This is a genomic window from Paractinoplanes pyxinae, from assembly GCF_026626335.1.
Taxonomy (GTDB): Bacteria; Actinomycetota; Actinomycetes; order Mycobacteriales; family Micromonosporaceae; genus Actinoplanes; species Actinoplanes pyxinae.
Window position 1 is genome coordinate 181657 of sequence record NZ_JAPNTZ010000005.1, and the last position, 24706, is coordinate 206362.

Below are 24706 nucleotides of genomic sequence, written 5' to 3' on the forward strand. Positions count from 1 at the left end.
GCGGCGCGGACGGCACGAGCGGCCCAGGCAGCGCGGACGAGCGGCACGGACGGCACTGACAAGCGGCGCAGGCGGCGCGAGCAGCACGAAAGAAAGGCACGGACGAGCGGCACAGGCGAGCGGCGCGGACGGCACGAACGGCGCAGGCAGCGCGGACGAGCGGCGGCACGGACAAGTGGCGCGGGCGGTACAGACAAGCGGCACGGGCGGCACGGACAACCGGCGCGAGCGGCACGAACGAAAGGCACGAACGAGCGCCACAGGTGAGCGGCACGGGCGGCACGGACAAGCGGCGCGAGCGGCACGGACGAGCGGCACGGGCGGCGTGGACGGCGGGCGGAACCAGCTCGATGGTGAGCCGTCCAGGAACAGGCGGGGCGCGCTTAGGGTGGGTAAATGGACGTCACTGCGTATCTGGATCGGATCGGCGTCGGGGATGGGGTGGGTGCTGACGTGCGAGGGTTGCGCTTGTTGCATCGGGCGCACCTCCAAACCGTGCCGTTTGAGAACCTCAGCATTCATCTGGGTGAGCGGATCGTGCTGGAGCCGGAAGCACTGTTCGACAAGGTCGTGCGGCGTCGGCGAGGTGGCTTCTGCTACGAGCTCAACGGGACGTTTGCGCTCCTGCTCGAGGCGCTCGGCTTCCAGGTCGAGCGGGTCGGGGCGCGGGTGCACAGCGGGAGCGGGCGGATGGGGCCGCCCTTCGATCACATGGCCCTGCTGGTAACGGCGGCCGATGGGGACGGGCCCTGGCTGGCCGACGTGGGATTCGGGCGGAACAGCGTGGAACCGCTCGACTTTCGCAGCCGGGTGAACCAAGGGGATCCGGCTGGGGTGTTCACGTTGGTCGAGCTGCCGGGCGGTGATGTGGACGTCGTGCTGGACGGGGTGCCTCAGTATCGGGTCGAACAGCGGGCGCGGGAGCTCGCCGACTTCCGGCCGACGTGTTGGTGGCATGCGACGTCGCCGGAGTCGCACTTCGGGCGTAGCACGGTGTGTTCGCGGCTCGACGGGGACGGGCGGGTGTCGCTCAGCGGGCGGACGCTCATCCGGACCGGCGGCGGTGAGCGGACGGAGACGACGCTCGGCACCGACGAACAAGTGCTCGCGGCCTATCGCGAACACTTCGGCATCGTACTCACGGAAATGCCTCGCGTTGTGCGCCCGGATGACGCCTCATAGGCCGAGCAGGATCGGGGCGGCGGGTACGCCGGTCGTGAGCAGGGCGGTCAGCGGCGTGACCAGGTCGCGGGGTGAGAACAGGTCGGGTCCGCTGTAGCGAGTAATCTCGGAGAGCGCCCACCAGCGGAAGCCGGCGATGTGCTCGGCGGCGATCTGCTCGTCGGTGAACTCGCCCCGCGGCTCGAAGTGAGTGGTGCGTACGAGGAAGTAGTCGTTGATCAAGCCGGCGTCGACGATCACCTGATGCCAGACGTGCGGCGGGTCCGCAGCGGTGACCAGGCCGGTCTCCTCGCGCAGCTCCCGTCGCAGCGCGGTCAAGCCGTCCTCGCCCGGTTCCACGCCGCCGCCGGGAGTGGACCAGACGGCCGGTGCTCCTTCGGGAACCGCGGGATGCGGGACGACGAACCGGCACAGCAGGACGCGGTCATCCTCGTCGAGAATGATCGCGCGGGCGGACATTCGTAGGTTCAGCGGCATGCGGACTCCTGTCGTACGCGCGAACGGGTGATGATGTCACCTCGTGCGCGACCACGCCGATCCAGGCCAGGCCAATGAACAGCGCGACCCGCTCGAGCGCGCCGCTCGGATTGCCCGGCCACACGCCCGCGTCGTCGAGCACCACCAGCACACTGGCCGCCACGAATGTGAGCCCCATGATCCAAGCGACAACCCTTCCCGCGTACGGTCGTCGGACGGCCAGCCCGAGCCGGGCCGCAGCCACGACGCCGGCCAGGCCGAGCGTCACCGCCACCAGCTGATGAGCGAAGCCGATCGGGGTGTGCGCCTCGGGCACGCCGGGCGGATACCCGATGCCGGCGTCGGTCGGCAGCACGGCCAGCACGACGAGGCAGGCCCCGCACCACCCGACGAGCCCAGCCGCCGCGCCCGAGCCGGTCAGTTGCCGGCGCAGCCCCACCGCGCCCAGGAGCAGCCACAGCCCGCACAGAGCCAGATTCACATCGGCCAACCAGCCGCCGGGGCCGAGTGACAACTGGCTGATCCAGTTGCGGCTCGAGTCGTAGCCCGGCCGCACCGCACCGGCCACGGTGACGAAGACGGCCATCTGCACCGCCGCCACGACGCACGCCAGCGGAAGCATCCGGGCGGCGCGCGTCGACAGCACAACCGCAGCCTGTCACCGGCCCGCAACCCGGCTGCGGCCACGCCCCAAGGAAGAGCGTGGCCGCACCGAGAACTAAGCGGTGGCGGTGGCGTACGCGGCCGAGCCGATCAGTTCCAGGGACACCTGCAGGCGTTCCAGGCTGATGTTCTTGGCGATCGTGTCCTCGGGGCTGTGGTACGGCGGCTCGAGCAGAGCCGGCGACTCCTCGCCACGCCACGAGAAGTTGGCCGCGGCGATCCCCACCTCTTGGAAGCTCTGGTGGTCGCTGGAGCCGCGCAGGGTGACCGGCGAGATCCGCGGGGTGTAGCCGAGACGCGCGGCGGCCGCGGCCACGCCGTCGGTCGCGCGGTTGGCCAGGCCGTCGAACGACAGCAGCCAGTAGCGGGTGGCCGGGTCCCAGCTGGTCGCCACCATGTCGTTCTGGTAGACGGCCAGGATGCGGTCCCGCTCGGCCTGGGGCAGCTGGGCCACGTAGTAGCGGGAGCCGATCAGGCCCTGCTCCTCGGAACCCCACAGCGCGAACCGCAGCTGCGCGTTGGCCGGCAGCCTGCGCAGGGCGCGGGCCAGCTCGAGGCACAGAACGGTGCCCGAGCCGTCGTCGTTCGCGCCGGGGGCGCCGATCACCGTGTCGTAGTGGGCGCTCACCATCACGACCGGGCCGCCCGTGGTGCGGCGCGGCGCATTCGCGATCACGTTGTGCGACGTCAGGTTGCGGTGGGCGGCCGTGGACAGGGTCAGCGTCAAGCGGCGGGACGCGAGCAGCGTACGCAAACGGTGTTTCTGGGCCTGGGCCACGCCCACCACCGGGATGGGCGCCGGGGTGGTGGCCAGGCCCGGCAGCTGCGGGCTGAAGGCCGAGGCGCGGCGGGGCTCGACCAGGTCGACCGGCAGGAAGATGACCGCCGCCGCGTTGCGGGCGACCGCGAGGGCCACGACCTGCTCGCGCGTGTCGGCCGAGTAGTCGATGAGCAGGATCTTGCCGTTGACGTCGGCCGGGTAGTCGGCCTCGCCGCCCGCCTTGGCGTCGAGCACGTCGCCGCGCACCTTGACGTCCAGGGCCGCGTGCGGCGAGGCGCCGCACTGCCAGTTCAGGTCGGTGGGCAGCCCGCGCGGCGAGCCGAGCTGGGCCAGGAACTTGTCGGCGACCGGGAACGGCTGCAGCTCGACGTCGTAGCCCAGCACGTCGAGCACGCCGGCGATGTACTTGGCCGCCACCAGCTCGGACCGGGTGCCGCCGATGCGCGGCCCGATGCCGATCGACAACACCTTGAGGTGGGCCAGGGCGCGTTCCGCCGAGACCCGCTGGGCCACGTCGATGTCGCGGCCGGTCAGGGCGGGCGGCCGGGCGGCGCCGGGACGCTGCCCGGTGGCGGCCCAGGCGGGCGCGGGCAGGGTGACCGCGGCCGCGCCACCCAGCGCGACGGACAGCATGCGCCGGCGGCTGACCGCGGACGGGCGCTCGTGCGTCTCCAAAGGTTCCTCCTCGTCGATCCGGCTCGTGATCCGGCGAGAACGCGGGGCCGTGGTCGGGCCGCCGCTCCCCGTGACTGATGAACCTATGGTGTCCATCGCTGTTCTTCAATAGACGCAGCGTACCGGCTACGCGTGGTGACCACCTCGAGAAGTTCCCATTTCCCCGTACGTGTCTCAGAGGGCGCCGTGGGCCGGCGCCTGGTCGAAAGCCCCCATGGCCGCCGCCTGCACCACCACGGCGGCGGCGTTCTCGGCGGCGAGCCGGTGGAACTCGTCGGTCTTGTCGAAGCCCCAGTCGCAGATGCCCTTCACGAGGGCCCAGTCGACCTTGGCCTGCGCCGCGACGGCGTAGACGCCGGCGCCCTCCATGTCGCCGCCGATCGCGTCCGGATGCTTCTCGTGCAGCTCGTCGCGATACTGCCGGGAGCTGACCAGGACGCTGTCCGACAGCATCTGCCCGAAGTGGACGGCCGGTCCGGCGTCGAACTGCCGTGCCGCGGCCCGCAGCCGGCCCAGCAGCATCGGTGACGCCGTCACCGAGTCGCCCCGGATGATCTCGACGGTCCCGCCGTCCTCCGACTTGGCCATCTTGCGCTGGCCGGTCGCCCGCAACTGGGTGCAGACGAGCACGTCGCCGATCTCCTGCTCCTTCTCGCGCAGGCCGAAGCAGATCCCGGTCAGGATGAGGAAGTCGGGCTGGAGCCGGGTGACCAGCGCGGCGGCCGAGATCGCAGCGCTTCCGGGATTGACGTTGCCCGGTTCGACCTGGGCCAGCGAGATCCGGGTGCGCCCGATCGTACCGAGCCGGGTCACCACCTGGCTCGGCTGGAACTCCTCCCGGGGCGGAGTGTGGTTCACCGCGTGCACCGCGGCGCTCACCGCCCGATGCTCGGCGTCCGTCGCGACCATGATCAGCGTGTGGGTGGGCATGAGAGCGGAGTTCCTCCGGTCGAAGAGGGCGAGTTGGGCCCGGCGGTGGCGCAGCCGCTGTTGCAGCGCCGCCACGGCGACGAACAGGCCGGTGACGGCCAGGACGCTGACCAGCCAGCCGACGATCCAGGCGGGACGACTGGCCGGGCCGATACCGTACGGGTCGGAGAGCAGAAGCCGTTGCAGGAGCCAGCGCAGCGCCGAGCCGTAGGTAGCCGGACGCCCGTCGCAGTCGCTGCCGCATGCCTCGCGCTCCCACTCGGCCACCGCGTAGGCCAGCACCACCAGCACGACGGCCGAGCCGCCGAGGTACCAGGCGAGGAAACCACCGGACTCGAAGATGCGAGCCGGCGCGGCGTCCGGCCGGTACTCCGACAGACGCACCGCGATCGGCGCGTCGTGCTGCTGCTCGGTCCAGCCGGCCATGGCTTCCCGCATCGGCTCGCTGGTGGCCGCGCCGCGCAGCACCACCACGTTCTCGGTCACGACGGCCGTCACGATCTTCACACCGCGCTCCTCGGCCTCCTCCTCGGTCTTGCGCACGAGGATCCGCTCGAGGTGACGGTCGACCGCGTCGAGCAGCGGCCCGGCCGGACCGCGGGCGACGTGGTGGCCCAGCACCAGGGTCCACCGGCGGCCGGGCAGGGTCTCGACGGCCACCTGATCCGCCTTCGGCGCGCCCCGGGCAAGGCCCACGACCATCCGCACCAGCGCGGTGACGACCACGCTGACCATGCAGACGAGGATGTAGAGCATCGACCCGAGCGCCAGCGCCACGCCCAGCAAGCCCACGTCGCGGCCCGCGCCACCGGCCACGGCCAGAGCGGCGACACCGGCCCCGCCGAGCAGCAGGAGCGCCGGTCCGGCGTAGAGAATCGTGTCCCACTGGCGCACCAGCGCCCTCAGGACGCCGAGGCGGAGGCCGGGTGCGGTCAGCGGCGACCGCTTCTCGGCCGGCGGTTGCAACAGGGCCAGGGAGTCCGGGCCCTGCCAGACCAGCAGGTTGTCGCGGGCGGCCACGTAGAGCTGCAGGGCCAGCGGGCCGCGCCGGCGCAGCAGCCCGAACGGCCCGCGCGGCCGGACGATCGCGAGAACCTGCCGCCCGCGGGGCGAGAACTCCACCGATTCGGCGGCCGCCCGGCACTCGGCCCAGCCGGGAAGGGTCAGCTCGGACATCCGGACGTCCCGGTCGGCTCGCCGTACTTGACGACGGTCAGCGTGATGAGCTCGGTCGGCTCGGGGCTGCTGCCGGGCTCGGCCGACTGGCCCAGCACGACCCAGTTGCGGTCGACGACGGCCAGGCGTCCCTGACCCAGCCCGTCCTTCGAGGTGATGACGAAGAAGCCGGCGCCGCGCAAGGCCTCCTGGGCGGTCTGCAGGTTCTGGCAGACGACATCCGGCACGACGCCCCGGGCCGAGGTCGGCTCGGCCTGGCCGTCGGTGGGCTTGCGGGCGCTCAACGTGATTGCGAGCCCGGCCGCCGCCTCGCTGCCGGCCGGCGGGTCCTGGCTCTGTACCACCCAGTTGTCCTTGTGCAGGATGCGCCGGCCCGCTCCGGTGCCGTCAACCGCCCGTACGGAGGAAAAGCCGGCGTCGCCCAGCAGTTGTTCGGCCTCGGACAGCCGGCGGCCGGTCACGTCGGGCACGGTTCCGCCGCCGACCGCCGCGGAGGGAACAGCGGAGGCCGCCCCGGACGCCACCGCGGACGGCGTCACCGCGGCCGGCGGCGGCGCCGCGACGTCCGGTTCGGGCGACGAGCAGCCGGCGGCCGCGACGGCCAGAACGATCGACGCCAGCACTCGAAGGGGTTGGTGCACCTGGTCACCTCGGGGAGAGTTAGGTCGTCGATCCGGCCGGCGAAGTTGGGTCTTCGGCCGATTTTGCCGGTGCTCACCGTCCGGGGTGGAGGAACGGCACGAGCATGGCTGTCACTTCGGCTGCGTGGCGGGCCGCCAGCTCGCGATAGTCCTCGTTGCGGTGTTGGTAGGCGGTGTCGGCGATGCCGCGGACGGCGAGCCGGGCCGGGCCGCGGCCGGGGACCGCCGGCTGGGCCGGCGCGACGCCGGCGGCGTCGCTCTCGACGGCCAGCACCCGGTCGTTGACCTGGGTCAGCCAGCGGCGGATCTCGGCGCCGGCGTCCCCGGTCATCGCGCCGCCGACGCCGATCGGGCCGCGGTGCAGGCGGAACGAGTCGCCGTTGCGGCGTTCCTGCACGATCGGCACCGCGGTGAGGAATTCCTCGATGCGGTAGCCGAGGGTGGCCGCGAAGCCCTGGGCCGGGATGCGGGGCAGGCCGGCGGTGACCAGGCGGTCGGAGAGGACCACGTCGCCCAGCGCCACCTGCGGCGCGACCCCGGCCGCGATGCCGGCCAGGACGACCGTGTCGGGCTGGTACGCCTCGACCAGGCGTTGGTAGGCGAGGGCGGCCGATTCGGCGTCCGGCCGCGCGGACTGGACGGCTGCGACCCGTACGTGCCGCCCTCGCGAGTCCGGCAGCCAGGCCTCGTAGGCCAGGGGCGCGCGCCCGTAGTCGTACATGCGCTTGAGTGCGTTCACGACCGCCCGCATCTCGACGGGCAGCACGGTCAGGACCCCCACCTCGGCCCGGACCGTGCGGTCGAGGCGAGGCGGGCTCGAACGCGGGAAGGGGTGTGTCATCAAGCTTCTCTCTCCCATGAGGGGCGCGCTGCGGCGGACGGTAACGGCGAAGCCTTCCGGTTTCCTGCCGTCGTCGCCCGGTGGCGCCGGGGTCCGGTCGGACCCGGCGCGCACCTGGCCCGTCAGACGCAGCGCTGCAGGATGTTGTCCCAGCTGGTGCTGCCCGGGCAGGTCACGGCCTGGGCACTGGAGGCGGCCGACGGGGCGAACAGGGCGATGGCGACGGCCGACACGAGGGCGGCCAGGAAGTGACGATGGCGAGCGCGCATGACCTTTCCTTTCGAGGAAGGTTGCGGAGTGTTCGGACGATGGGCTCGCGGGCCCGTCCCGCCCGGCCGAGCGGTGACGGTGGAGGGTGGCCTTCCCTCCCCCGCGCGAGCCTGTGCGCGCGGTTGACGGCAAGCCGGCCGAGCCGGTCGGGCGTACGTCCCGGCCTTCGCGGCAGGTCTTACTGTCACTATGACGTTAACCCTCGGCAGACCTTAGTGTCAAGGCGACATTAATGCCGGGTCAGAGTTTCGGACGGTCCTCGGGCGGCAGGCCGGCCGCGAGCTCCCGGATGCGGTCGCGGGCGGCGGCCTCGGCCTCCGGCTGGTCCTGGGCCAGCGCGTACGCGTCGGCCAGGGCCGCCTGGGCCGCGATCTCCAGATGGGCCGCGCCGCACCACTGGAACAGCTCCACCGCCCGGAGCAGATCAACCTCCTGGTCGATGCGGGCTCCCCGGGCTGCTTCGAGCGCCGCCGCGGTCAGGTAGATCCGGCCCTCCAGCACGACATCGGCGCCTTCCCGGGCGCACTCCTCGGCCCGGGAGAGCCGGGCCGCGGCCATGTCGAGGTCGCCGCTGACGAGGGCCACATCGCCCAGCCCGTGCAGCGCGTAGGCGTGGCCGATCCCGCCGTCCGGGAACATCGCGTACACCTCGGCGAACGCCGCCTCGGCGGCGGCCTGGTTCCCGCGGGCGAGGTACGCGTGACCCATCCAGTACAGGGTGGGCGCCAGCACCTGCGGCTGGCCCAGCTCGCGCCCCACCCGCTCGGCCTCGCGCAGGGTGGCCACGGCCGCGTCCGGGTGGCCCATGTCGAGGTGGGCCTGGCCGATGAAGCGCAACGTCTGCTGGACGCCGACCACGTCCCCGCTCTCGCGGTAGTGCACCAGGGCTTCGGTGAACTGTTGCAGCGGCCGGGCCATCTCGCCCCGGCGGCGCAGGGCGTTGGCCAGCGTCCGCAGGGCCACCGCCCGGCCGTGCCGCTCCCCCACCTCGGCCAGCAGCTCCTGCGCCCGCTCCAGCTCGGCCACGCCCGAGACGCCGGGGCTGCCGCTGGCCACCAGCGGCGGCTGACCCAGGGCGACCAGCACGACCCCCTCGCCCCGGCGGTCGCCCGCCCGGCGGCACTCGGCCAGGGCGATCTCGTGGGTGACCCGCCAGTCGTCGAAGTACTGGCCGATCGCGTAGAACTCGTGGGCCGACACGGCCAGGTCCCAGCAGACCCCGGTCAGCCCGAGTGCGGCCGCCTGGCCGACCGCGGCCCTGATGTTGAGCCGCTCGATCTCGAACCACGTCCGCGGATCCCCGGCCATTGCCGCCGTCTCGGCCTCCGGAACGGCGACATCCGGCTCGTCGCTGTGCACCACATCGAACCGTCCGCCGTAGAGAGCGTCGTGGGCCCGGCGGGTCAGGGTCAGCAGGGCCCGGCACACCCGGGCCGGCGCCTCGACGCTCTCCTCCGGCGGCTTCAGCTCGGCCGCGGCTCGGTCGCGGGCGTAGTCGCGGGTCAGGTCGTGGAAGCCGTAGCGGGCGCCCGGATGCACCGGGTCGACCATGCCGACCAGCGCCAGCCGGGCCAGCGCGGCCCCGGCGGCCGGGCCCGGCTCCTGGAGCAGCGCGGCCGCCGTCCACTCGCCGAACGTGGGCTGGGCCAGCAGGCCGAGGCCCAGGAACAATCGGCGGGCGAGGTCGTCGAGCGGGGCCAGCCCGGCGCCGATCGTGCGGGCCAGGCTCTCGTCGCCGTGCCGGAAGGCGGCCGGACCCTGCTCGCGCAGCCGGCCCAGCAGCTCGGCGGTGGGGCGGTGGAAGTCCTCGACCCGCATCTGGGCCGCGATCCGCAGGGCCAGCGGCAACCCGCCGCACAGCCGGACCACGGCCTCGACCGCCTCCCGCTCGCCGCTGACATCGACCTGGGCCGCCTCGACGACGTTGCGGAACAGGGCCGCGGCGGTCGGCTGATCGAGAGCTTCCAGGGTGGGTACGTGGTGGACCGCCGCGTCGATGCCGGGCAACCGCCGGCGCGCGGTGACCAGCACGATCGAGGTGCCGCCGCCGGGGATGAGATCGCGGATCTGGGCCACCGAGCCGGCGTCGTCCAGCACGAGCAGCAGCTTGCGCCCGGCGGTGAGCGTGCGGAACAGGGCTATCCGCTCGCGGCGGCTCTCGGGCACCGTCGTCTCGCCCAGCGCCCGCAGGAACTCGGCCAGCACCTCGCCCGGATCGACCGGCTGGTCGGAGCTGCCGCGCAGGTCGGCCCAGAGCTGCCCGCCCGGGAACAGATCGGCCGCGTCGTGCGCCGCGCGCAGGGCCAGCGCCGTCTTGCCCATGCCACCCGGTCCCGAGATGACCAGCACCGTACGGCGCCGGTCGCGCAGCAACGTGCCGAGCTCGGCCACCAGATCCTCCCGGCCGACGAACGACGCCGGGGCGGGCGGCAGCTGCCGGGGCAGCGGGACCTCGCGCGGGGTCCGGGCGCTCGCCTCGTCGGCCTTGGCCACCAGCTCGTCGTTGTGCATCGCCATCGCGTAGCCCAGGCGCCGCAGGCCCTTGTCGGCGCCGCCCTCGACCGCCTCCTCGTGCCGCTCCAGAGCAGCCATGGCCTCGGCCGCGTGGCCGCTGCGATACAGCGAGAACATCAGCAACCGGCACAGCTGCCCGTCGGCCGGGTCCTCGGCGAAGAACTGGGCCAGGTCGTCGAGGATCGCGGCGTGCTCGCCGCGCGCGTGCTCCAGAGTGAACAGCCGTACGGCCGACCGCTTGCGACGGCTGCGCAGCGCGCCGATCTCGGCCGCGAACGGAGCGTCGGGCACGTTGGCCAGCGGGCTGGCGCCGCGCCAGAGACGGATCGCGGCCCGCAGGTGCTCGATCTCTTGCGGGATGTGCTGCTCGCGGCGCTCGGCGTCGGCCCGGTCGACGTGCCAGCGGAATTGCAGAAGATCGAGGTCGGCCGTCGCGGCCTTCAACTCGTACCCGAAGCGGTTGTGGGTCTTGATCGAGCCGGGCCGGCCGGCCAGCGCGACCAGGCGGCGCAACGCCGAGACGGCCTTGTGCAGCTGAGCCGGGCTGACCTCGGGATCGCCCCACCCGGCCCGCAGCAGCTCGGCCGTCGACAGCTGCTGGTTGGCCTTGATCAGCAGGGCCGCCAGCACTGACAGCTGACGCCCGCCGGGCAGCACGACGGGACCGCCGCCGGGCGGGCGCACCTCGAGATCCCCGAGAATGCGAAAGATCATGTGTCGTTCCCCAGAGTTATTCCCACACGCGATCCCCGAACCGCCACCGTAGAGGCGAGCGATGCGTGACGCCATCGACGCGCCGGGTGATCGTTGCCGGACATCATTATTGTCACACTGACACTTTCTACCTTACGCTAGGTGCATCAACCCGCCACCGTCCGAGACGGAGAATCCCCATGCGGCTCTGGCGTTCCCTCGATCTCGTCGTCACCTCGGCCGTCGCGCTCGTCGTGGGCGTGCTCGGCATGCTCAACCTGGCCGGCTCGTCCGTGCTGGCCGGCGCCACCCTGGCCACCCTGGGAGTGCTGGCCGCCGGCTCGCTCACGGCCCGGGTGCAGATGCACGGGCTGACCGACATCACCCGCCGCCACTTCACCGAACCGCCGTCGGCCGACCGCCTGCTGACCACCTCCAGCAGCGGGCTCGACGTCGACCTGTCCCAGGCCTGGGAAATCGGGCTGATCGGCGTCACGCTCAACCGGACCGTCCGCAACCACGCGGTCGAGCTGCGCGAGTGCGTCCGGCGTGGCGGCACGGTCCGCATCGCCGTCATCGACCCGGACGGCGAGGTCTTGGGCGAGGCGGCGCGGCGCAGCACGTTCCCCGGCGCCACCGGAATCTTCGCCCACCGCCTGCAGCCCACTCTGGACCTGGCGGCCACCCTGTGCGCGTTGCCCGGGCCGGGCCGGGCCGAGGTGCGGCTGCTCGACTTCGTGCCCGCGGTCGGCCTGGTCGCCGTCGACGCCCACCAGCCGCACGGTCACCTGCACGTCGACATCTACTCGCACACGTTCGGGGGACGCGAGCCGGCGCTGGCCCTGCATCCGGGCCGCGACCACCTCTGGTACCAGCACTTCCGGGCCGAGTTCGACCAGATCTGGGCGGCCGGGCGGCCGGTCTTTGTGTCAGAGAGACAGTTTCACTAGGCTCGGGGGATGCCGAAGCGGGACCATCTCCTCCTGCGGCTCGCCGTCGACCTGGTGATCCTCACCGTTCGCGACGACGCGCTGCAGGTTCTCACCATCACACGCGCCAACGAGCCGTTCCGCGGGCAGGCGGCCTTACCGGGCGGGTTCCTGCGCGAGGGTGAGGATCTGCTGCAGGCTGCCATCCGGGAATTGCACGAAGAGACGGGACTCGACGGTCACCGGCTTTATCTCGAGCAACTTCATGCGTACGGGGAACCCGGCCGCGACCCCCGCGGGCGCATCGTCAGCGTGGCCTACCTGGCCCTGATGCCCGACCTGCCCCTGCCCACGGCCGGCTCGGACGCCAGCAGCGCCGCCTGGACGCCGGTCGCCAAGGCCGCCGGGCTCGCCTTCGACCACGACGAGATCCTGGCCGGCGGCGTCGAACGGGCGCGCAGCCGGCTCGAGTTCCAGACGCTGGCCACGGCCTTCTGCGGCGACGAGTTCACCATCGGCGACCTGCGCAACGTGTACGAAGTCGTGTGGGGCCAGCGGCTCGACCCGCGCAACTTCAACCGCAAGGTGCTCGGCACCGACGGCTTCGTCGAGGCCACCGGCGGCAAGCGGATGCCCGAGGTGGGCCGCCCGGCCGCGCTCTACCGGGCGGGCGGGGCGACCGTCCTCAACCCGCCGATCCTGCGGACCGACAAGCACGGGTAGGAAAACGGTAGGTCGCGGCTGGATGCTGGTTCTGCTTCACGAGGTGGCGGCCTCGTGGGCTGCCCGCGGAAGGAAGCGCAGACTCGATGTTGATCGACGCCCTGATCATCACCGCGCTTCCCCGCGAGCTCGAAGCCGCCGAGGCGGCCGGCAATCGCCTCGGCGGCGTCGAGTGGCAGCCGCAGACGGCCGGCTCGCTGCCCTACCTGGCCGGCAAGTTCGGGCCGCTCGCGATCGCCCTGGCCCGGCCGGTGCGCATGGGCCCGCGGGTCACCGGCCCGCTCGCGACCACGCTGACCGATCTGCTCCGGCCGCGCTGCCTGGCCATGAGCGGGGTGTGCGCGGGCAACCCGGCCGAGTGCGCGCCCGGCGACGTCATCGTGGCGTCCTCCGCTTACGAGTACGACGAGGGTCTGCAGACCGCGGGCGGCTTCCAGGGCGACCACCAGCAGTACCCACAAGACACCCGCTGGATCCGCGCCGCTCAGGACTTCGACCCCACCGAACTGCCGAGCTACGGGCCGGCCACCGAGGAATCGTCGCGGATCTGGCTGCTGGAAAGGCTTCTGCGCGGCCAGGATCCGCGCCTGCATCCGGCACGCGAGCGCTACTTCCCCCGGGGCACGTGGGCCCACCGGCTCGAGAAATGGGCGGCAGCCGGGCTGATCACTTTCGCCGACGGGGTGCTGGCGCTGACCCCGGCCGGCGGCACCACCATCCGGCACCTGCTGGCCCGTGACGTGGACGGGCCCGACCGGCTGCCGTTCGCCGTGCTGGACGGGCCGATGGCCAGCGGCAGCGCGGTGCAACGGGACGAGGGCGTCTGGAGCCGGCTGCGCTCGATGGGCGTACGCAAATTGTTGGGTCTCGAGATGGAGGCGGCGACCGTCGCCACGGTGGCTCATCAGCGCCACGTGCCGCACTGGCTGGTGGCCAAGGGCGTGATGGACCACGCCGATCTGAGCAAGGACGACCGCTTCAAAGAGTTCGCGGCGCGCGCCTCGGCCGAGGTTCTGTTCACCTTGCTGAGCCGGCTGCTACCGGTCGACGGCACCGCAGAGGTGCCGGGCGCCGCCAAACTTCAGGTGCTGCGCGGGCTGATCTACGACTGGCACGACCTGGCCGACCTGCTCGGGGTGCCGCCGTTCGACGTCTACAAGTTCACCCGCGGCGACGAACCGCGCTCGCTGTGGGCCTGGCTCGAAGTGCGCGGGCGCCTCGGCGAGATGCCGGGCGCCCTCGACGAGATTGGCCGCACCGACCTCGCCGACCGGCTGCGCTGAGGTCTACGCCGGTTTCTGCAGGCTGGTGCTCGCGGGTGGCGGCACGGCGGGATCGTTGTTCAGCTCGGCCGTCGACGGCTCGTCGTCCTCGCCGGGGTCCTCTGTGCCCGGTGGCTCGCGGTCCGGAGTGGGCGCGCCGTCCGGATGGGCGAACAGATAGCGGACCGCCGTGTTGAGAACGGCCAGCAACGGTACGGCGATCAGGCCGCCGACGATGCCGGCCAGCACGACGCCGGCGGCAATGGCCAGGATCACCGCCAACGGGTGCAGGGCGACGGCCCGGCCCATGATGAGCGGCTGCAGCACGTGCCCCTCGAGCTGCTGGACGGCGATGACCACGCCCAGCAGGATCAGCGCCTTCACCGGGCCCACCGTGACCAGGGCGACCAGGCAGGCGACGGCGCCGCTGACCGTGGCGCCGACCACCGGGATGAAGGCGCCCAGGAAGACCAGCGCGGCCAGCGGCAGAGCCAGCGGCACCCGCAGCACGAACAGGCCGATGCCGATGCCGATCGCGTCGACAAAGGCCACGAGCACGGTCGCGTGCACGTACGAGACCAGCGTGTGCCACGAGTAGTGGCCGGCCCGGGCGGTGGGCGTCCGGGCGCCGCGCGGCAGCAGCCGGCACAGGAACCGCCAGATCTGGTCGCCGTCCCGCAGGAAGAAGAACAACGTGAACAAGGTCAGGAAGAAGCCGGTGCCGACCTCGCCGATCGTCGTCGCCGTGGTCAGCGCGCCCGAGGTCAGCGCCCCGCGGTTCGAGGTGATGGCGGTCTGCGCCTCGGAGATCGCGTTGTTGATCTGATCCTGCGACAGATGCAGCGGCCCGCGGGCCAGCCAGTCCTGCACCTGGCGGACGCCGTCACCCACCTGCGAGCTCAACGCGTCGAGCTGCGAGATGAACGTGTTGATGATCAGGCCCAGGCCGCCGAACACCACGATCAACGCGGTCACCAGCACCAGAGCGGCCGACAAGGACCGGCCCATGCCCCGATGGCGCAGCCAGGCCGCGACCGGCTGGAACATGGCGGCCAGCAGCACGGCCACCACCACCGGGATGATGACCAGGTCGAGCCGGGCGATCACCTGCAACAGCAGCCAGCCGACGGCGAAGAACAGAACGATCCGCCAGGCCCAGGCGCCGGCCACCCGGATCGGGCGGGGCAGGCCGTCCTCGTCACGCGGCGAGGCGTCGACCATGACAACCGGCGTGGCCGTGGCGGCGGCCGACTCGTCGAGGAAGGGCGGCGGCTGCGCCCCCAAGCGTGCCTGCTCCATCCGGGCCCGAGCCCGCTCGCGTACCTCGTCGATCCAGGCCATCCGGTCCTTCTTCCCGCAGCACCAATCCGGGTGCGGGGTACCCCGGTGCCGAAATGGGAAACACCGGGCCAGACGCGACGTCCATTACTTCAGGGCCGTACGCCTTTTCGGCCGAGTGCGACTTCGGACCTCAATGTACGAATCGAGCGCGCCGAGGAGGCCCGGAATACCCGCTCCGGCGCAGGTCATGCACGGTCTCGAGAGTTCCCCATAATTGCCGTCGAATAGCGCATTCCTGTGCTGAGCTGTTGCGGACCCGAGGAAGTCGGAAACCCGAAAGGAATCAGGCAGATGCGCAAGAAAGATCGCCGGCTCACCGCCGGCGCGGGCCTGCTGGCCGGAGCCGTGCTCGCGCTGGGGCCGGCCTCGGCCGCGCTGGCCAACGAGCCGGACCCGGCAGGCGGCTCCCACGACGCCCCGAACGTCGTGGTGATCATCCTGGGCAGCCTGGAGGGCCTGCCGCAGATGATGGGGTGGCCTTCTCAGCCCGGCTGGCCCGGTGGCCCGCAGCCCGGTGGCCCGCAGCCTGGTGGCCCGCAGCCCGGTGGCCCGCAGCCTGGTGGCCCGCAGCCCGGTGGCCCGCAGCCTGGCGGGGCGCAGCCTGGCGGGGCGCAGCCTGGCGGGCCGGCGCCGACCAGTTCTCAGCCTGGCGGCCCGGGCCCTACCGATAATGAGGCCGGCGCGCCCGAGCCAGGCTCGGCCGTTCCTGGCGAGCCGACCCAGAACCCCACGACGGCGCCCGTTCCGACAACGACGCCGAGCCCGGCTGATACGACCACGCCGGCCGACACGACAGCTCCCGCCGACACGACCGCTCCCACGACCGCTCCGGCTGACACGACGGCTCCCGCCGACAACACTGCCCCGGCGGGCAACGTCGCCCCGACGGACACCACAGCGCCCACGGACACCGCAGCCCCGGTCGACACCACGGCCCCGGTCACGGCAGGAAACGGCGCAACCGTTCCGACCGACACCGCAGCGCCCGCCGACGTGAACCCGCCGGCCGACACCGCCACCGGCACGACTACGGAGCCGGCGACCACGGAGAGCCCGAACGCCACCGGCGTGGACCTCACCGGCACAGAGACGACGCTCAACGGCACCGCCGGAACGCCCGCGACCGCCGGCGCCGCGCCCGTGGGCTGACCACCCGCGTACCGAATCGACATGGGCCGACGCTCCCGCTGGAGCGCCGGCCCGTCGTGCAAGATCGCACCATCACATGATCAATAAAGAATCCGACCCCGCCACTCCCAAGGGGGAGCCCCCGTGGTCATTTTCTCGTAAGTGCCCATGATCGTGCTGATGGCCTGTGGACAACCCGGAACTGTGGAAAAGCCGCGCCTAAGCCGCCGGTGTGCCCGTGACCGTCAAGTTGCGCAGGCGGCCCCGGTTGTCGAACGAGCCGAAACCGACCCGCCCCGACGTGAACGTGGTGTCCCGGGCCGTCATCAGCGGATCCGACGACCCGTCCACGTACACCGCGATCTCCCCCGTCGCGGGCAGGTGCTTCACCCGTACGTCGTGCCAGCGCTCGTCGACGATGGCCGGGTTCGCTCCTCGGGAGCGGCCGTTCCACTGGTAGTCGATGCGCTCGCGGTCGGCGTTGTTGACCTTGAAGATGCCGTTGTGGGGCAGGATCGTGTTGTCGGTCGACAGGTGCGCGTAGTAGAACTCCGTGTCGGACTTGTAGCCGAACACGATGATCACGTCGCGGTTGGTCAGCGTCACCGGCTCGTCCAGCCGCACCTGGGCGCGGATGTCCACCGACTTCCATTCAGGGCCGGCGGTCAGTACGGCGTACTCGAACGGCCGGCGCGGGCCGGGGCGCTCGCTGCCCGCCTCGGCCAGGATCACCTGGCCGTTGGTGAACTGCCACTTGGCCGGGGTGACCGGCGCCCAGTTCGATGCCCGCGGGGCCGGGGCGATCCGGGTGTGCCCGGCCGAGGCCGCCGCGAAGGTCCTGGTTCCCGTCACCTTCCAGATCTTGCCATTGGCCTTGGCCAGGATGTAGAGCTCACCCCTCGCGTCGGTGCCGAAGCGCAGGTCGACGCGGTTGGGGTCGCCGGGCGCGCCGGGGCTGGACAGGTCCTGCATGCGCACCGGGGTGCCGTCCGGGGTGAACAGGTTGAGGCGGTGAATCGTGGCCGGCGTACGGCCCCGGCGCATTTCCGACGCCTCGGTGTAGAGCACCCGCCCGTCGACGAGGTCGCCGAAGACGTACTTGCCAAGCAGGGCCGGCACGTCGTGGCCGCGGTAGACGAAGCCACCGGCCACCGCGACGCCCACGTCGGAGGTGCAGTTCCAGCCGGGGGCCGGGTTGTGGTCGTACGCCGCGACCGGGTACGTGTAGCCGCTGTCATCAGCCGGCAGCGGGAACAGACGGTCGCACGGGGTGGCCGGCGTCTTGTCGAAGACGAACGCGCCCTCGCGCTCGCTCCAGCCCATGTTGTCGCCGGCCCGCACCTCGTAGATGGCCTCGATGGCGTGTTCGCCGATGTGGCCGAGGTAGAGCCGGCCGGTGGCGCGGTCCCAGCTGAACCGGTGCGGGTCCCGATAGCCGTACGAGTAAATTTCGCCCGCCTTGCCGGCCTGCCCGGCGAAGGGGTTGTCGCTCGGGATGCCGTACTTCCCGTTGGGCGAGTTGTTCCCAGCCGGGTCGATCCGCAGCAGCTTGCCGTGCGGGATGGCCAGGTTCTGCGGGTCGGTGTTGTTCACACCCTGGCCGCCGTCGCCCACGGCGAGGTAGAGCTTGCCGTACTCGGAAGTGCCCTTGCGTGCGGTCGGGTTGAAGTTGATTTCCTGGATGCCGTGGATCTGCCCGCCGAAGCCGATCCGCAGCAGTTCGCGGTGGGTGCCCGCGAACGTGTCGGCGGCCGGGTTCGTGGCCTTCCACTCGTTGATGACGCCGTGGAAGAGCACGTTCGCCTGGGCGTAGTCGGGCACCGCGGTGGTCTGCGACGCCTGCTCGGTGTGGATCGTGTAGAACAGGCCGTTGCGCTTGAAGTCCGGGTGGAACGCGACGTAGCCGAAGCCCTGCCCGAGCCCGCGGCCCGAGAAGAACTGCGGGGCGAAGGTGGCGGCCACGTCGAGATAGACGCTGGGGACGCCGTTCTTCACGATGTAGAGGTTGCCGTTCAGGTCGGGCACCGCGCGGCGCCCGGAGCCGTCGGGCAGCTCCATGATGGTGTTGATGCGGGCCACCCGGTTGAGCCGCTGGTCGATCAGCGGCGGGTTGGTCTCGCTCTTGGGGAACTGCGCGTACTCGGTCAGGACGAGGCCGAGCTTCGAGGTGACCGGCTCGGTGGGAATCGGGTCGTAGATCGGGGCCGGGTCGGCGGCGTACGCCGGCACACCGACCAATGTGGACAACAGCACCGCACCGGCGGCAGCTATGGCAAACCTGCGCATGGAGACTCCTAGAAGAGGCGGAACTGGTTCGCGACCTCGCGAGCGGAGAGCGAGCGGTCGAGGAACATCAGTGCGTCCATCCGGCAGTCGCACGGATTGCGTTCGAGCGTGTTCTGCGGGAAGCTCCCGCCGATCTTGATGCCGCGGGCGTCGGCGGCGCTGGTGACGTGCGGGCCGGGCCCGTTGATCAGCCAGGGGTCGTCATTGCGGGTGTACGAGCCGGGGACCGCTTTCCCGTTGCGGTAGAGCGCCATCGTCCCCTGGGTGAAGTCGAACGTGGCGGTCAGGTGCACCCACTTGTCCTTGGGCAGCAGCGTGCGCCAGTCCTCGGTCGCGGCGAACGTCTGCGAGTTGCCGCCGTCGATCCGGCGGCCCAGCGCGACCAGTTTCAGCTCGCCGTTGACGTCGATGAGTTCGAGCAGCGCCCGGACGGCGTGCCCGTCGGAGTCGCCGGTGAGCACGCCGGCCAGGCCGATCGCGTTGAAGCCGGCCGCCGGGCGGTCCATGGAACGCTTGAACCAGCCCATGACCGTGGCGCCCTCGGCGTTGCTGAAGGGTCGCAGCGTACGGACGCCGCTGGCCGAATAGATGCCGGCCTTCCAGTCGTCGTTCCCGGTCACGCCCGGGTTGACCTGCTTGGTCAGGAGAACGCGCCCACCCCCGGGATAGGCGCGGTCGGCGACCCGCATGGCGGTCCCGCCGTTGACCAGTTCGATCTCGGTGCTGGATCGGCCCTGGTCCTGCTCGAGCGCGGGGTCGCCGCGCAGCGGATGGTCGAAGTCGTAGTAGGCGACCAGGCTCGATCGCAGGGCGGGGTGGACGATGTCCGGGCCGGACCGGTTTCCGGCCGAGACGGGTGCCGCGGCCGCGGTGGCCGCAAGGACAGCGGCAGCCGCGACGGCGACGCGTCCGGTTCTTCGCATGACACGCACCTCTCGTTGTGGGACAGGTGGCTCCTGGCATTCGCCCGGCGCTTCTTGCTCGGGCGGTCCGCTTCCTCTACCGGTGGGCCGAGCCGGCTTTGCGGTACGGTGGACCGCCTCAGACGACGGGCGGTTTCTCGGCGGGACGGCCGCCGAGGTAGAGCTCCCCGAGCTGGGGGTCGGCCAGCAGGTCGGCCGCCGGTCCGGAGATGTGCACGCGCCCGAGGTCGAGCACGCACCCGAGGTCGGCGGTCTGCAGCGCGCGCCGGGCGTTCTGCTCCACCAGCAGCACCGCCGTCCCGGCGTCACGCATCCGCACGACCTGTTCGAAGATGGTGCTGGTGGCCTTGGGGTCGAGCCCCATGGACGGCTCGTCGAGCAGCACGACCTTGGGGTCGACCATGAGCGAACGCGCGAACTCGACCTGTTTCTGCTGCCCGCCCGAGAGCAGGCCGGCCAGCGAATGCCACCGCTCCCCCACCACGGGGAACAGCTCTTTGACGAAGGCCGCTCGTTTCGCGCGTTTGGCTTTGTCGGTGAGCGTGTAGCCGCCGAGCAGCACGTTCTCTTCGACGGTCATCTCGCGGAACACGCTGTGGCCCTGAAGCACCAAGGCGACGCCCTCGGCGAGCATCTTCTGCGGGCCGGCGCCGGTCATGTCCTTGCCGCCGACCATCACTTTGCCGGAGCGCGGGCCGAGCAGGCCGCTGGCCACCTTGAGCACCGTGGACTTGCCGGCGCCGTTCGGCCCGACCAGGCACACCACCGTGCCGGCGGGGACCTCGACGCTGAAGCCGCGCAGCACGGGGGCGGCCCGGCCGTACCCGGCCTGGACGTCGACCAGTTCGATCTCAGACACCAAGGTAGGCCCCCAGCACTCGTTCGTCGGCGCGGATCTCGGCCGGCGGCCCGGCCGCGATGGGCCGCCCGCGGTCGAACACCACGATGTGATCGCTGATGCTCATGACCAGGTCCATGTTGTGCTCGACGATCACAAACGTGCGCCCCTCGGCGTTCAGCTCACGCACGAGCGTGCCGATGCGATCGAGCAGCGCCGGGTTGACGCCACCGGCCGGCTCGTCGAGCAGGATCGTGTCCGGTTCGGCCATCAGAACGCCGGCCAGCTCGAGCAGCTTCTGCTGCCCCCACGACATGTTGCGCGCCTCGGCGTCGGCCAGGTGCTCGATGCCGAGCCGGGTGAGCCAGCCATGGGCGCGTTCGGTCTCGTTCCGCCGGTGCGCACTGCGCAGCCCGTGCACCAACCCGCCCGGCCGAACAGCCGCAAGCACATTCTCGACGGCCGTCATGCGCGGAAAGACACGACAGAGCTGAAACGTACGCCCAACCCCCGCCCGCGCAACAACGTGCGGCGCCTTCCCGGTGAGGTCCCGCCCCCCGAACAGAACCGACCCGCTGTCCGGCTTGATCATGCCCGTGACGCAGTTGAAGAACGTAGTCTTCCCACTGCCGTTCGGCCCGATCAGCGCGTTCACCTTGCCCGGCAGAAACTCGACGTCAGCCCCGTCAATGGCGACCACGCCCCCGAACGCCTTCCGCAACTCCCGCGTTTCAAGCGTCACGAGCACACTCCTTCACACTCGCGCACCAACCGCACACCAAACGCGCAACCACCGACCGCCACCATCGCGCGGTCCTGCTTGACCGCCACGAACAACTTCGCGCAGTCGGATGCGCGTTTCGGCCTGAGCGTCATGAGTTCGCCCCCTCGCGCTCGCGTTTGCGTTGCTCGGCCAGGTCGGCTGCGGTCACCTCGCGGATCGAGCTCTGTTCGCGGTTGCGCAGGCGCTGGACCAGGGCGGTGACGGACGGGATGACGCCGTCGGGCATGAACATGACGACCAGGCCGAGCAGCAGACCCGTCGTGACCAGGTGCAGCGGCGTGTTGCCGAACTCGACCTTGAAGTACTCGAGCGCTATGCCGACGACGATCGCGCCGAGCACCGGGCCGTACAGGTTGCGGACGCCGCCGAGCAGGGCCATGAGCACGATGTACGAGCCGGTGAGCACCGAGAACTGGAAGACCGGGTCGAGGTCGCCGAACCACAGCGCATACAGGCCGCCGGCCAGCGCCGTGAAAGCGGCCGAGATGACGAACACCGTCAGCTTGTACGCGAAGGTCGGCGTGCCGAGTGATTCCGCCTTGTCCTCGTCCTCGCGGATCGCCTTGAGCCCCATGCCGAAGCGGGAACGGTCGAGCAGCCACCACGTCGCCAGCGCCAGGAGCAGCAGACCGCCGTACAGGAAGAAGAAGACGCGATGGTGCTCGGGCCGCAACATGCCCGGGAACGGACGAGGCACGACCAGCCCGCGCGAGCCTCCGGTCACCGACGACCAACTTTGGAAGACAAGCAACAGGATGAGCACGAGCGCGATGGACACAATCACGAACGAAGCGCCACGAACGCGCAACGCGGCGAACCCGATCGGCACCGCCAGCGCGGCCACGAGCACGGCGGCGGCGATGAGCGCCACGAAGCTCGGCATGTCGGCCTTGGTGATGAGCAGCCCGGTCGCATAACCGCCCAACCCGGCCAGCGCCCCGTGTCCGAGCGAGATGTAGCCGGTGAACCCGCCCACGAAGTTCCAGGAGGTCGCCAGCACCGCCCAGTTCAGAACGATGACGCCCGACGACAGGATGTACGGGTTCGGCGCCAGACTCGGGAACACAAGGATCGCCACGATCAACACGACGGCCGCCCCGAGCGGCACCCACTTACCCGGACCGGACAGCCCGGCGACGGCACTGCGCGCTTGATGAGCGTTGCTGCCCGTTCGCGCACCGCCGGCCGTTTGGGCGTTGGCGTCGCCTTGAGCGTTACTGCTCGTTTGAGCGTTGCCGCCCGATTGAGCGATGTTGCTCGTTTGAGCGATGTTGCTTGTTTGAGCGTTGCTGCTCGTTTGAGCGTTGCTGCTCGTTTGAGCGTTGCTGCTCGTTTGAGCGTTGCTGCTCGTTTGCGCATTGCTGGCCGATTGAGCGTTGCTGCTCGTTTGCGCGTTGCCGGCCGTTTGGGCATTGCCGGGGGGCGGGGCGGCGTCAGAAGCGTTGGGCAAGGCGGCCTCCGAAGAATCCCTGTGGCCGGACGGCCAGCGTGGCGAACAAGGCCACGTAGAACACGGTCTGCGCCCAGGTGGCGCCCATCGGGATCTGCAGCAGGCTCTGCGCGAGCCCCAGCACCAGGGCGGCCGCGGCGGCGCCGGGGACGCTGCCCAGGCCGCCGACGACGATGATGGCCATGAGCGGGCCGATCCAGTGCCAGTGCAGCGACGGGTAGATGGTGGTGTCGAGCGAGAGCGCCGTCCCGCCCACTGCGGCGGTGGCCAGGCCCAGGCCGAAGCCGAAGCCGGCCGTCCGCTCGGTGTCGATGCCGACCAGGCGGGCGGCGTCGGGGTGCTGGATCGTGGCCCGCAGCGCCCACCCGAATTGGGTTCGCTTCATCAACACGTACAAGCAAGCAAGCGAAACCACCGCCAAGCCGAACGCGATGAGCTTGACCACGGCCACGCGGGCCCCGAAGAGCTCGAAACTGGCCGTTCCGTAGCCGAGCTGAATGCGCCGCTGGGTGCCCGTGAAGGCGTACCCCAGAAGGCCTTCGATGATCAGTGCGATAGCGAACGTGATGAGCACCGACATCATCGTGAGCGTGGCCGGGCGCAGCCGGGACAGCAGACCGCGCTGCAGCAGCACCCCCGCGCCGAAGAACAGCGGCACGGTCACCACCATCGACAGCAGCGGGTCGATCCCCAGCCGGTCGTTGGTCCACCAGGCCAGGTACGCGGCCAGGATGAGGAACGCCGAGTGGGCGATCATCACCACCCGCATGATGCCGAAGTAGAGGGTCAGCCCCGCGGCGAGCAGGGCGTACAGCCCGCCGAGGAGCAGACCGAGGACCACGCTCTGGAAGACGAGCATCAGCTGATCACCAGGCCGGCTTCGGGTAGACCATGTCGGCCTCCTTGGCGTCGGCCGGCAGCACGATCTTGATGTCGTCGCCGATCCACTGCTGGATCATGTGGGCGCCCTGCGGCTTGCCGGTGGCGTCCCACTTCAGCGGGCCGACGACGGTGTCGACCGTGTTGCCGTGCAGCCAGTCGATCAGTTTCTGCTGGCATTCGCCCTGCTCGGCGCAGCCCGCCGCCTGCACCGCGGCCGCGACGACCTGGCCCGTCGTGTAGCCGTTGGCCTGGTCCTCCTCGGGCACCTTGCCGAACTGGGCCTTGAACTTCTCGACAAATTCCTTGTTGCTTTCGTACGGGGCATCCTGGCTGTAGCCGGTGGGCGAGAGAATCCCCTCGGTCTTGTTGCCGATCGCCTTGGCGAACTCCGGGCTGGTCGGAGCGGTCGAGAACGCGGCGAGTTTCGGCTGGTAGTTCAGCTGTTGCAGGGCCACGATGAGGTTCACGCCGTCCTGGTACTGCGAGCCGCCGACCACCATGTCGGGCTTGGCCGCCGCGATCTTCGCCGCGATGCTGCCGAAGTCGGTGGTGTTGGGCGGGTAGACCTCGTTCACGACCGTCTTGACGCCGCCCGCTTCGAGCTTCTTCTTCAGCCCGTACGCCGTGCCCTGCGCGAACGGGTCGTCCATGGCCGCGTACGCGACGGTTGCCGGTTTCTGCCCGGCCGGCAGCGCCAGCAGGTATTCGGCCAGGTGGTTGTAGTGGTCGTCGGCCACTGCGGGGGCAGCGTAGAACAGGTTCTTGAAGCCCTGGTTGAACACCTCGGCGGCCGCGCCGGCGGGCTCGACGAAGAGCATGCCGTACTCCTGCGCGACCCGGGCCGAGGGCACCACCAGGCGGGTCGAGAACGGGCCGACGACCAGGTCGACCTGGTCGCTGCCGATCAGCTGCTCGTAGTCGGCGACGACCCGGTCGGCGTTGGACTGGTCGTCCAGGATCTTCAGCTCGATCTGGCGGCCGAGCAGGCCACCCTTGTCGTTGGTTATCTTGGCCCAGGCCTCGTACCCCTCCTGCACGCCCTTGCCGGGCTCGGAGAAGTCGCCGGTCAGGGGCAGGGAGATGCCGACGACGATCGGGTCGCCGGAGCCTCCCCCTTCCTCGTCGTCCCCGCCCCCGCCGCACGCGGCCAGGAGAAGGGTGGCGCTGAGCGCGACGGCCCAGGTTGTACGTCTCGCGGGTGAATGCATCCTCGGAGCTCCTTTGCCGGGACGTAAGCGCTTGCGAAAGCGCTTACGTAGCCTAAAGTGATCGATGCGTGACTTGCAACACCCCGGAAACTTATTTGCAGTCCGACCG

The 24706-nt window shown here is 71.0% G+C and carries 21 protein-coding genes; 5 read left to right on the top strand and 16 right to left on the bottom strand.

Annotation, left to right across the window (positions count from 1 at the left end; all coding sequences use genetic code 11):
• The first annotated feature begins 396 nt into the window (after positions 1 to 396).
• Positions 397 to 1182 (top strand): arylamine N-acetyltransferase family protein, encoded by a 786-nt coding sequence (locus OWR29_RS15190; RefSeq protein ID WP_267563460.1) that lies wholly within the window; start codon positions 397 to 399, stop codon positions 1180 to 1182.
• Here OWR29_RS15190 and OWR29_RS15195 read toward each other — a convergent pair.
• The 8 genes from OWR29_RS15195 to OWR29_RS15230 form a co-directional block, all read right to left on the bottom strand.
• Complete coding sequence (locus tag OWR29_RS15195; protein WP_267563461.1) at positions 1177 to 1659, bottom strand: NUDIX hydrolase; 483 nt, start codon at positions 1657 to 1659, stop codon at positions 1177 to 1179. The genes OWR29_RS15190 and OWR29_RS15195 overlap by 6 nt on opposite strands.
• Positions 1607 to 2305 carry a DUF998 domain-containing protein gene (locus OWR29_RS15200; protein WP_267563462.1) on the bottom strand — a complete coding sequence of 233 codons (699 nt, stop codon included), beginning with the start codon at positions 2303 to 2305 and terminating at the stop codon, positions 1607 to 1609. Before OWR29_RS15200 ends, OWR29_RS15195 begins: the two co-directional genes overlap by 53 nt.
• A 72-nt stretch (positions 2306 to 2377) precedes the next feature.
• Positions 2378 to 3778 carry a M28 family peptidase gene (locus tag OWR29_RS15205; RefSeq protein WP_267563463.1) on the bottom strand — a complete coding sequence of 467 codons (1401 nt, stop codon included), beginning with the start codon at positions 3776 to 3778 and terminating at the stop codon, positions 2378 to 2380.
• A 174-nt stretch (positions 3779 to 3952) separates the two neighbouring features.
• Positions 3953 to 5884 (bottom strand): 5'-methylthioadenosine/S-adenosylhomocysteine nucleosidase family protein, encoded by a 1932-nt coding sequence (locus OWR29_RS15210; protein WP_267563464.1) that lies wholly within the window; start codon positions 5882 to 5884, stop codon positions 3953 to 3955.
• On the bottom strand, positions 5872 to 6525 hold the full coding sequence (locus OWR29_RS15215) for a PASTA domain-containing protein (RefSeq protein ID WP_267563465.1): 654 nt from the start codon (positions 6523 to 6525) through the stop codon (positions 5872 to 5874). Before OWR29_RS15215 ends, OWR29_RS15210 begins: the two co-directional genes overlap by 13 nt.
• Positions 6526 to 6598: 73 nt before the next feature.
• Complete coding sequence (locus OWR29_RS15220) at positions 6599 to 7366, bottom strand: 5'-methylthioadenosine/S-adenosylhomocysteine nucleosidase family protein (protein ID WP_267563466.1); 768 nt, start codon at positions 7364 to 7366, stop codon at positions 6599 to 6601.
• A gap of 122 nt (positions 7367 to 7488) precedes the next feature.
• Positions 7489 to 7635: a hypothetical protein gene (locus tag OWR29_RS15225; protein ID WP_221374643.1), complete on the bottom strand. Its 147-nt coding sequence runs from the start codon at positions 7633 to 7635 to the stop codon at positions 7489 to 7491.
• 241 nt (positions 7636 to 7876) lie between these two features.
• Positions 7877 to 10864 carry an AfsR/SARP family transcriptional regulator gene (locus tag OWR29_RS15230; protein ID WP_267563467.1) on the bottom strand — a complete coding sequence of 996 codons (2988 nt, stop codon included), beginning with the start codon at positions 10862 to 10864 and terminating at the stop codon, positions 7877 to 7879.
• A gap of 179 nt (positions 10865 to 11043) precedes the next feature.
• On the opposite strand from OWR29_RS15230, the gene OWR29_RS15235 reads away from it, so the two are divergent.
• The 3 genes from OWR29_RS15235 (at position 11044) to OWR29_RS15245 (ending at position 13778) form a co-directional block, all read left to right on the top strand.
• Entirely contained in the window at positions 11044 to 11793 is a 750-nt protein-coding gene (locus OWR29_RS15235; RefSeq protein ID WP_267563468.1) for a hypothetical protein, read from the top strand.
• A 9-nt stretch (positions 11794 to 11802) separates the two neighbouring features.
• Positions 11803 to 12495 (top strand): NUDIX hydrolase, encoded by a 693-nt coding sequence (locus OWR29_RS15240; protein ID WP_267563469.1) that lies wholly within the window; start codon positions 11803 to 11805, stop codon positions 12493 to 12495.
• Positions 12496 to 12581: 86 nt separating this feature from the next.
• Complete coding sequence (locus tag OWR29_RS15245) at positions 12582 to 13778, top strand: 5'-methylthioadenosine/S-adenosylhomocysteine nucleosidase family protein (RefSeq protein WP_267563470.1); 1197 nt, start codon at positions 12582 to 12584, stop codon at positions 13776 to 13778.
• A 3-nt stretch (positions 13779 to 13781) separates the two neighbouring features.
• Here the strand turns inward: OWR29_RS15245 and OWR29_RS15250 are convergent, their stop codons facing one another.
• Positions 13782 to 15098 carry an AI-2E family transporter gene (locus OWR29_RS15250; RefSeq protein WP_267563471.1) on the bottom strand — a complete coding sequence of 439 codons (1317 nt, stop codon included), beginning with the start codon at positions 15096 to 15098 and terminating at the stop codon, positions 13782 to 13784.
• A 291-nt stretch (positions 15099 to 15389) separates the two neighbouring features.
• On the opposite strand from OWR29_RS15250, the gene OWR29_RS15255 reads away from it, so the two are divergent.
• Complete coding sequence (locus OWR29_RS15255) at positions 15390 to 16247, top strand: hypothetical protein (protein ID WP_267563472.1); 858 nt, start codon at positions 15390 to 15392, stop codon at positions 16245 to 16247.
• Between the two features lie 198 nt (positions 16248 to 16445).
• On the opposite strand, the gene OWR29_RS15260 is transcribed toward OWR29_RS15255, so the two are convergent.
• The 7 genes from OWR29_RS15260 to OWR29_RS15290 all read right to left on the bottom strand — a co-directional run bounded on the left by OWR29_RS15260 (position 16446) and on the right by OWR29_RS15290 (position 24597).
• Positions 16446 to 18512: a PQQ-dependent sugar dehydrogenase gene (locus tag OWR29_RS15260; RefSeq protein WP_267563473.1), complete on the bottom strand. Its 2067-nt coding sequence runs from the start codon at positions 18510 to 18512 to the stop codon at positions 16446 to 16448.
• Between the two features lie 8 nt (positions 18513 to 18520).
• The gene (locus tag OWR29_RS15265) at positions 18521 to 19435 is read right to left on the bottom strand and encodes a LamG-like jellyroll fold domain-containing protein (RefSeq protein WP_267563475.1); all 915 of its coding nucleotides are present in this window, start codon (positions 19433 to 19435) and stop codon (positions 18521 to 18523) included.
• A gap of 118 nt (positions 19436 to 19553) precedes the next feature.
• Positions 19554 to 20294, bottom strand: a complete 741-nt coding sequence (locus tag OWR29_RS15270; RefSeq protein WP_267563477.1) for an ABC transporter ATP-binding protein — start codon at positions 20292 to 20294, stop codon at positions 19554 to 19556.
• The gene (locus OWR29_RS15275) at positions 20287 to 21015 is read right to left on the bottom strand and encodes an ABC transporter ATP-binding protein (RefSeq protein ID WP_267563478.1); all 729 of its coding nucleotides are present in this window, start codon (positions 21013 to 21015) and stop codon (positions 20287 to 20289) included. Before OWR29_RS15275 ends, OWR29_RS15270 begins: the two co-directional genes overlap by 8 nt.
• A gap of 130 nt (positions 21016 to 21145) precedes the next feature.
• The gene (locus OWR29_RS15280) at positions 21146 to 22135 is read right to left on the bottom strand and encodes a branched-chain amino acid ABC transporter permease (RefSeq protein WP_267563479.1); all 990 of its coding nucleotides are present in this window, start codon (positions 22133 to 22135) and stop codon (positions 21146 to 21148) included.
• Between the two features lie 355 nt (positions 22136 to 22490).
• Positions 22491 to 23366: a branched-chain amino acid ABC transporter permease gene (locus OWR29_RS15285; protein ID WP_267563480.1), complete on the bottom strand. Its 876-nt coding sequence runs from the start codon at positions 23364 to 23366 to the stop codon at positions 22491 to 22493.
• A gap of 7 nt (positions 23367 to 23373) precedes the next feature.
• Positions 23374 to 24597 carry an amino acid ABC transporter substrate-binding protein gene (locus OWR29_RS15290; RefSeq protein WP_267563481.1) on the bottom strand — a complete coding sequence of 408 codons (1224 nt, stop codon included), beginning with the start codon at positions 24595 to 24597 and terminating at the stop codon, positions 23374 to 23376.
• Between the last annotated feature and the right edge of the window lie 109 nt (positions 24598 to 24706).